Below are 7,860 nucleotides of genomic sequence, written 5' to 3'. Positions count from 1 at the left end.
GTCTCCCACCATGAGAGTGGGTAAGGCTCCCGGTAGACGACCGGGTTGATAGGCCGGAGGTGGAAGCACGGTAACGTGTGGAGCTGACCGGTACTAATAGGCCGAGGACTTGACCACAAAGCATACTGCTTTGGTGTGTGCTGCGCTCTGTTACTCTTCGCCGGGTCCGGAGCCGCGCCACACCAAAGATAGATTCTTGCTCGCGTCCACTATGCAATTCTGAAACAACAAGCGGCATGCTTGTCAGTTTCATAGAGTTACGGCGGTTATGGCGGGAAGGAAACACCCGGTTACATTCCGAACCCGGAAGTTAAGCTTCTCAGCGCCGATGGTACTGCACTCGGGAGGGTGTGGGAGAGTAGGTCACCGCCGGACAATCTTTGATACGAAAAAGGCCCCCGACCACACGGTCGGGGGCCTTTTTCGTTTTCCGCCACCGATCCTCGCGGGGGCTCCTGCTCGCTCCGGCTCAGGCGGCGTCCGACGTCCCGGGCGGCACGGGACGGACGACGAACACGCCCCAGCCCAGGTACTGGCGGCCGTACTCCAGATGCGAGCGGCGGGCCCGGGTGAGGAAATCACGCATCGCCGGGGCATCGGGGTCTTCCGGGTTCGCCAGGAGCCAGTCGCTGATGGTCCACCACTGGCTGGCGACGTACCTGTCCCAGCTGTCCTGGTCGGCCAAGACCATCTCCAGGAGCTCGAACCCGGCCCCCTCGATGCGCTCGGCCGTCCCGGCCAGTGAGGTGACCTCCTCGGTCATTCCGAGGGCTTCGCCGGCCTCCGGCGGAGGAGGGGAAACCCAGTAGCACTCGCCGACCAGGGCGATGCCGCCGGGGCGCAGCTGCGGGCGCATGAGCGACAGAGTGCCCTCCAGACCGCCGCCGATCCACGTCGCGCCGATGCAGGAGACGATGTCGTAGGACTCCGGGGCGTCTTTGTAGGTGCCGGCGTCGGCTTCTACGAAATCGACCTGATCCGCCACACCGAGGTCTGCGGCACGGGTTCTGGCGGCGTTCAGGAAAACGCTGCTGATGTCGACGCCGACGCCCCGCAGGCCGTATTCGGCGGCCCAACGAGAAAGCATCTCGCCTTTCCCGCACGCGAGGTCCAGTTGCCGGGCGCCGGCGGGAATGCGGCAGATCTGCCCCAGCAGGTCGAGCTTGTCGTCCGTCAGCGGGTTCAGAATCCGGTGGCGCGACTCGGCTATTTCATGGAAGCGAAGTGACATAGTGGGCAGTCTTGCCGGTCTCGCGTTAATCGGGCCACTGAATATAGGGCGTCGCGTCAGGCTCGTGGACGGTCCGCGGCTTGCTAGGCTGGAGGGAGCGGGCCACCCCCACGGGTGGCCTTCGTCGCGTAAGGCCCGCGGGGCGGGCGGCGACCAGCCACAGTGGACCGTCGTTGAGAGTCCGCTGGGTGAGCCAACGAAATGGACCAGAAGTGAACAGAGATAACGGATCGGACGGCGGACAGCGCGGGCGCGGCGACTACGGGGACAGGCGTTCCGGCGGAGGTGGCGGCAGCGGCGGCTACGGGGCTCGAGGACGAGACTCTGGCGGGGACCGTCCGTTCCGTTCTGACGACAGGTCGCGCTCCACCAGCCGTGGGGACAGCAGGCCGCAGCGGGACGAGGGTTCCCGTGACGACCGCGGGCCGCGTCGTGAGGGCGAGGAACGTCGTCCGTTCCGCGACCGCGATGATCGTGGCCCGCGCCGGGAAGGTGGCTACGGCGACCGTGGTCCGCGCCGCGAGGGTGGATATCGGGACAGCGCTCCTTCCCGGCGAGACGGAGACGACCGGGGGCCGCGCAGCGACGACCGGCGTCCCTACCGGGACCGCGACGATCGCGGTCCCCGCCGCGAGGGTGGCTTCGGTGACCGCCGTGAGGGCGGCTCGCCGGGTCCGCGCCGTGAGGGTGGTTTCCGCGACGACCGTGGCCCGCGCCGAGAGGGCGGTTACGGCGACCGCGGCCCGCGCCGTGAAGGCGGCTTTGGTGATCGTGGTCCCCGTCGTGAGGGTGGCTTCCGTGACCGGGATGATCGTGGGCCGCGTCGAGACGGTGCCCCTGGTGATCGTGGTCCTCGTCGTGAGGGCGGAGCCGGTGATCGGGGTCCGCGTCGCGAGGGTGGTTACGGCGATCGGGGTCCCCGTCGCGAGGGTGGTTTCCGTGACGATCGCGGGCCGCGTCGTGAAGGTGAGGAGCGTCGTCCGTTCCGTGACAGGGACGACCGCGGTCCCCGCCGCGAGGGTGGCTTCGGTGACCGTCGTGAGGGCGGCTCGGGTCCGCGTCGCGAGGGTGGTTACGGCGATAGCCCCGCGCGCAGCTATGGCGACCGCGGCGAGCGGAGCACCGGTGACCGTGGTCCGCGCCGTGAGGGCGGTTACGGCGATCGTGGCCCGCGCCGCGAGGGTGGCTTCGGTGACCGTCGTGAGGGCAGCTCGGGTCCGCGTCGCGAGGGTGGCTACGGCGACCGACGCGAAGGCGGTTCCGGGCCGCGCCGTGAGGGCGGGTTCGGTGACCGTGGCCCGCGTCGTGAGGGTGGCTTCCGTGACCGGGACGATCGCGGCCCGCGCCGTGAGGGCGGTTACGGTGATCGTGGCCCGCGTCGCGAAGGTGGCTATGGCGACCGTCGTGAGGGCGGTTACGGTGACCGCGGCCCCCGTCGCGAGGGCGAGCAGCGTGACTCCAGGCCGTTCTCGCGCGAGGATCGCGACGACCGTTCCTCGGCCGGCACACGGGCCCGCTTCGGCCGCTCAGACCGTACGGACGAGGCCCCGCAGCGCGAGAGGCTGCCTGAGGTCGCGCCCGACATCACCGCGGAAGAGCTCGACAAGGAGGTACGCGAGGAACTGCGTTCCCTCCCTGGCGACCTCGCCGACCTGGTGGGACGTCACCTCGTGGCCGCCGAGCGGGCGCTCGAGGACGACGACCCCGACCAGGCGCACGAGCACACGAAGGTGGCCCGCAGGTTCGCGGCCCGCATCGGTGTCGTACGCGAGGCCGCGGGCATCGTCGCCTATCGCGCCGGGCACTTCTCCGAGGCGCTGAGCGACCTGCGGGCGGCACGGAGGATGACAGGTTCGGACGCGTACCTGCCGGTCATGGCCGACTGCGAGCGCGGTCTCGGCCGTCCGGAGCGGGCCATCGACCTCGTACGTTCGCCGGAGGCCGAGCGCCTCGACCGGGCCGGCCGCATCGAGCTGACCATCGTCGAGTCGGGCGCCCGTCGCGACCTCGGCCAGCACGACGCCGCCGTGATCACCCTGCAGCGCCTCCCCGAGTTGCGCGACCCGCAGGCCAAGCCCTGGTCGGCACGGCTCGCGTTCGCATACGCGGACGCACTCGCTCACGCCGGGCACCAGGAGGCGGCCACCGACTGGTTCGGCCGGGCGATGGCGTTCGACGACGATGGAGAGACGGATGCGGCAGAGCGGTACGCCGAGCTGACCGGAGCCGTCATCGAGGACGTCGAAGAGGACTCGGAATACGAGGACTACGAGGATTCCGAGGGTCTGGAGAGCTCCGACGACTCGGAGGACTCCGAGGACTTGGAGGACTCTGAGGACTATCAGGGCTCCAGGGATGCCGACTCCGCTGACTCGGAAGCGTCTAAGCACGAGCTCGACGAGGCGGACGACCTCGACGTGGCGGACGACGAAGACGACGAGGACGACGAGGACCACCTCGACCTGGACGATCTGGACGAAGAGGACTCGATCGACGAGGAAGGCATCGAGGACGCAGAAGCGGACGAGGAGGACGAGGACGCGGACGAGAACGCGGCCCTCGCCGAGGCCGGCGACCTGCTGGACAGGGAGCCGGACCGGTCTGCCCCCGCAAACGCCTCGCAAGCCGCAGAAACGGACTCGGCCGATGTGCCTGGTGCTCCCGTGGGCCCGCGGCCGGCATCCGGGTCTTCGGAGCAGGCCGACATGCCAGCTATAACTCCGGCGTTCATCGAGCCCAACTTCGGTGACCGCGCCGACGAGTCCGACGAACCCGTCAAGGACAAGTCCAAGACGGACGAGTGACGCCACGCTCCGCCGTACCGGGACGATCCGGTACGGCGGAGCGTTGTCCGGGCACACGTACGTGGTTTGCTCGGCAACGTGTCAGGTGCAGGCCACGTTTCCACCCGCAGGTACGACGGCTCCTGGTCGAGTACAGCAGCCCCAATGAGACAGCCGCCGGATGAGACGGCCGGTGCAGCAGCTCGGGCGGTGAGAGCTGCAGGCGGGACAGTAAATCGCGTGGGTCACCACGGGCGAGAACGTGCGCGCAGGATGGTGAGCCGCGTGCGGCAGCCCAGGGGAGGGCATGCGGCTGGGACACTAAACCGCGCGTACCAGCTCGGGCCAGAGCATGCGGGCAGGACACTAACCGCGTGGGCCGCCACGAGCGAGAGCATGTGCGCGGGATGGTGAGCCGCGTGCGGCAGCCCAGGGGAGGGCATGCGGCTGGGACACTAAACCGCGCGTACCAGCTCGGGCCAGAGCATGCGGGCAGGACACTAACCGCGTGGGCCGCCACGAGCGAGAGCATGTGCGCGGGATGGTGAGCCGCGTGCGGCAGCCCAGGGGAGGGCATGCGGCTGGGACACTAAACCGCGCGTACCAGCTCGGGCCAGAGCATGCGGGCAGGACACTAACCGCGTGGGCCGCCACGAGCGAGAGCATGTGCGCGGGATGGTGAGCTTCGTGCGGCAGCCCAGGGGAGAGCACGCGAGAGGGACCGCAAACCGTGTGCCAGCAGGGGCGAGAACGTGTGGGCGGGACGGTGAGTCGCGTGCGGCAGCGCGTGGGAGAGCGCGCGAGCAGAACAGCAGGCTGCATGCCGAGCCGAGAGCGCAGCCAATCACACATTCACACACAGCGGACGTCAGCGGCCCAGGTATGCCCCCGGCGCGAAACTACGGTGAGACGCGGTTGAGCCAGTGGAGGATGCCCGCGACGTTCGACGGTGCACCGCTCAACAGCTCGAACTGCTCAGCCGTGGCATCATCGGACTTCATCGCGCTGTACCGCTCCTTGGTCCGGTCTCTGACCATGGCGACGGCATGGTCCAGGTCCATGCCCTCAGAATGGGCCTGCCGGGTGAGGTCCACCCAGATGCGCAGCTCTTCCGCAGACCGTTCAAGCGTCTCCTGAACGGCATCGACCGGCCCATAGTGGCTGAACAGCAACCGCTGCGGTCCAAGCGCCCCGAACAACGCGATCGAGTCGAGTGCGGTCTGCAGGTCGAAGTCCGGTGGCGGGGTCGCGGGACGCAGATCGCCTGTCTCGGGCAGATAGACCCCGGCTGCGTCGCCGACATACAGGTCGCCGGTGGCGGAATCGATCAGTCCGACATGATGTTTCGCGTGGCCTGGCGAGTAGTGGCTGTTCAGCGTACGTCCGTTGCCCAGGTCGATGGCTCCGGTGTCGCCGAGAGCGACGATGCGCTCCGCCTCGGTGGGGGACAATTCGCCGAAGAGCGTATCCAGCCGATCACCCCACACCATTTTGGCGCTGGCCATCAACCGCGAGGGGTCGGCGAGATGGCGGGCGCCCTTCTCGTGTACGACAATCTGCGCAGATGGGAAGAACTCGGCGATGTCGCCCACTCCGCCGGCATGATCCAGGTGGATATGGGTCACCACGACAGTGGCCAGGTCCTCCGGGCCGACGCCGAGCGAGGCGAGCGCGTCTCGCACCACAGGAGCCGAGGTCGACGTACCCGTCTCCACCAGGCACGGTCGGTCACCCAAAATCAGGTAACCAGCGGTGATGCCGGAGTATCCCGCCATTTTGGTGTCGATCTCATAGACGTCGCCGCCTAGCGCGGTGATGTTGTCCACAGGCACTCCCGGGCGTGCTTCCGTTATCCCCAGAACGGCGTTCGAGCCGATCCGGCCTCCTCCTCATCGTAGATAGTGATCTGCATCAGAGCACCGATAGGAGGACGGCAGTGGATCGAAACGAGGTCTTGCTGGTGGGGCGGCTGTCAGCGGCGGTCGAGGAGCACTCCTTGCCGAGCGGCGACACCGTGACGAAGTGGCGCATCATCGTCCGCCGCCGACAGCACAGAAAGGGAGCCGCCCTGACGGACAGCATCCCTTGCGTCACCTTCGACCCCGAGACGGCCGCCATCGTCCGGGGCCTCAAGCCCCGCGACTACGTAGAGGTGACGGGAGCCTTCCGCTGCCGCGTCTTCGGCCCGTCGGCCGCCAAGATCTGGAGGTACGAAGTGGAGGTGAGCAGCGCCAAGCCCTTCGAAGCCGAGATCCCCGAGCCCGAGGCTCCTCCCGGCCCCGACGATCACAGCGAGATCCTCAGGGCCCTGATCCCCCGGCAGGTGGCGTATTTGGCGCCGGCAAGCTGACCCTGCCTACGGGCGCGTGAAGTCTCAACTGCGTGATTGCGCGACCTGGGAGGTGCCGGCACTCAGGATCCTGAGATGGGTGAGCACGTGACCCGAGTCCCAGGCGTGCGGGGTCTGGGACTGTGTAGGCATGTGACCCGATTCTCCGGCACGCTGAAGACTCGAGTCACCGGCACGTGGAATCTCCGAGCGACCGGCACGCGGGACTTCGGGCTAGGTGGGCGTCTGACCTGAGTCCCTGGGCACGCTGGGCCTCACGCTGCGTGGGCAGGTGACCACGGGCCATCGGCAGGTGGAATTCCGGGTTGCGTGGGGATGCTGATCTGAGTCCTGGGCACGCTGGGCCCCACGCTGCGTGGGCAGGTGATCCTGGGCTACCGGCAGGCGGGATTCCAGGTTGCGTGGGCTGGTAACCCGATTCATCGGCACGCAGGATCTCCGGGCCACCGGCACATGGGAGCCCCGAGTCGCGTAGGCACGTGATCTCAGGTCCATCGGCACGCGAGATCCCGGGCTGCGCATGCACCTGACCCGAGTCCGAGTGGCTGGGACTCAAGTCAGGTACACGTGGCTTGCCATAAGGTCTCACGCCAGGCGCTCGCCACCCTGGAGATGCACTTGGCGGGGCTGACTGAGGGCGTGGGGCGGCTGAGGCGCGCCCTCACCATGTCCGGGTTCGGCTGAGGTGCGCTCTCGGCGATGTCCGGGGTCGGGTTCGGTTGAGGCGCGCTCTCAGTGATGTCCGGGGTCGGGTGGGGGATGGCACGCGGTGAAGGCCGGACCGGTGTTCGAGTGCTTCAGTCGATCGCGAACGTGCGGAGCACCAGGCCGGTTCTTGGCTTGGGGCCGAAGGAGGTGGATTTGCGAGGGACTCGCTCGCCGCCTGCGGCGACAGCAAGCACGTCGTCGACCGCGAGCGGCTTGAGGATCACGGCCGTGCCGCCGGTACGGATGGCCAGCCTGACGGCGGCTTCCACATCGTGGTGCACGATCCGCACAGCCTGCTCGTCGTCCTGCATCCCCCAGACCTTGGGCAGGACGAACTCGGTGAGGACGGAGGTGTTGAGGGAGTTCCAGCGATCCGAATGATCGGCCGGCATGGCGAGGGCGAGCTGCACCGGGTCAGGATTGGTGAGCAGATGCGAGCCGCCTCCCGCACCCGCGAGCAGGAAGCTGGGCTCCGGAGCCGCTTCCAGCGCGGCCAAGCCCTGGGCCAAGTCGTCGTAGTCGTCAACGTGCCACGAGCCCTTCGCCTTGGCGGTTGCCTCGGCGAGGGGGAGACCCGGAATGACCCGATGGATGGCCTTCAGGTCAGGTGCGTATGCGGCGGAGTCGACCAGCAGGGCCAGGCCGAAGTCCCACGGCTTGGCCGTCTGTCCAGGCTGTTCGGGGGTGTGCCCTGTCTCTTATACGCATCTCCGAGCCCACGAGACCCTAAGACACCTCGTATGCCGTCTTCTGCTTGAAAAAAAAAAAGTAAAAGAGCCGCAGGTCCC

At 68.0% G+C, this 7,860-nt stretch carries 5 protein-coding genes and 2 rRNA genes; 4 read left to right on the top strand and 3 right to left on the bottom strand.

The annotated features are described in order from the left end of the window. A 23S ribosomal RNA gene (locus ETD85_RS57810) occupies positions 1-117 on the top strand; the annotation flags it as partial. Between the two features lie 141 nt (positions 118-258). Then, positions 259-375: ribosomal RNA gene (gene rrf / locus ETD85_RS57805) — 5S ribosomal RNA — on the top strand. 94 nt (positions 376-469) lie between these two features. Here the strand turns inward: rrf and ETD85_RS57800 are convergent. Next, positions 470-1,231, bottom strand: coding sequence for an SAM-dependent methyltransferase (locus ETD85_RS57800; protein ID WP_170247421.1), 762 nt, complete (start codon positions 1,229-1,231; stop codon positions 470-472). Positions 1,232-2,886: 1,655 nt separating this feature from the next. On the opposite strand from ETD85_RS57800, the gene ETD85_RS57795 reads away from it, so the two are divergent. Beyond that, entirely contained in the window at positions 2,887-4,035 is a 1,149-nt protein-coding gene (locus ETD85_RS57795) for a hypothetical protein (RefSeq protein ID WP_170247420.1), read from the top strand. An 878-nt stretch (positions 4,036-4,913) separates the two neighbouring features. Here the strand turns inward: ETD85_RS57795 and ETD85_RS57790 are convergent. Next, positions 4,914-5,840 (bottom strand): MBL fold metallo-hydrolase, encoded by a 927-nt coding sequence (locus tag ETD85_RS57790; protein ID WP_138698327.1) that lies wholly within the window; start codon positions 5,838-5,840, stop codon positions 4,914-4,916. A 110-nt stretch (positions 5,841-5,950) separates the two neighbouring features. Between ETD85_RS57790 and ETD85_RS57785 the strand changes: the two genes are divergently transcribed. Next, positions 5,951-6,364 (top strand): single-stranded DNA-binding protein, encoded by a 414-nt coding sequence (locus tag ETD85_RS57785; RefSeq protein ID WP_170247419.1) that lies wholly within the window; start codon positions 5,951-5,953, stop codon positions 6,362-6,364. A gap of 797 nt (positions 6,365-7,161) precedes the next feature. On the opposite strand, the gene ETD85_RS57780 is transcribed toward ETD85_RS57785, so the two are convergent. Continuing rightward, positions 7,162-7,569 (bottom strand): DUF1015 domain-containing protein, encoded by a 408-nt coding sequence (locus ETD85_RS57780; RefSeq protein ID WP_240780095.1) that lies wholly within the window; start codon positions 7,567-7,569, stop codon positions 7,162-7,164. Positions 7,570-7,860: the final 291 nt, after the last annotated feature.

The organism is Nonomuraea zeae (genome assembly GCF_005889725.1).
In the GTDB taxonomy this organism is placed as follows: Bacteria; Actinomycetota; Actinomycetes; order Streptosporangiales; family Streptosporangiaceae; genus Nonomuraea; species Nonomuraea zeae.
Note: the sequence above shows the minus strand (reverse complement) of the source record. Positions and strands in the feature narration are given on the sequence as shown.

Excerpts from the sequence above, each read along its gene's own strand:
- ETD85_RS57800 (WP_170247421.1), bottom strand. The coding sequence starts at position 1,231 with ATGTCACTTCGCTTCCATGAAATAGCCGAGTCGCGCCACCGGATTCTG.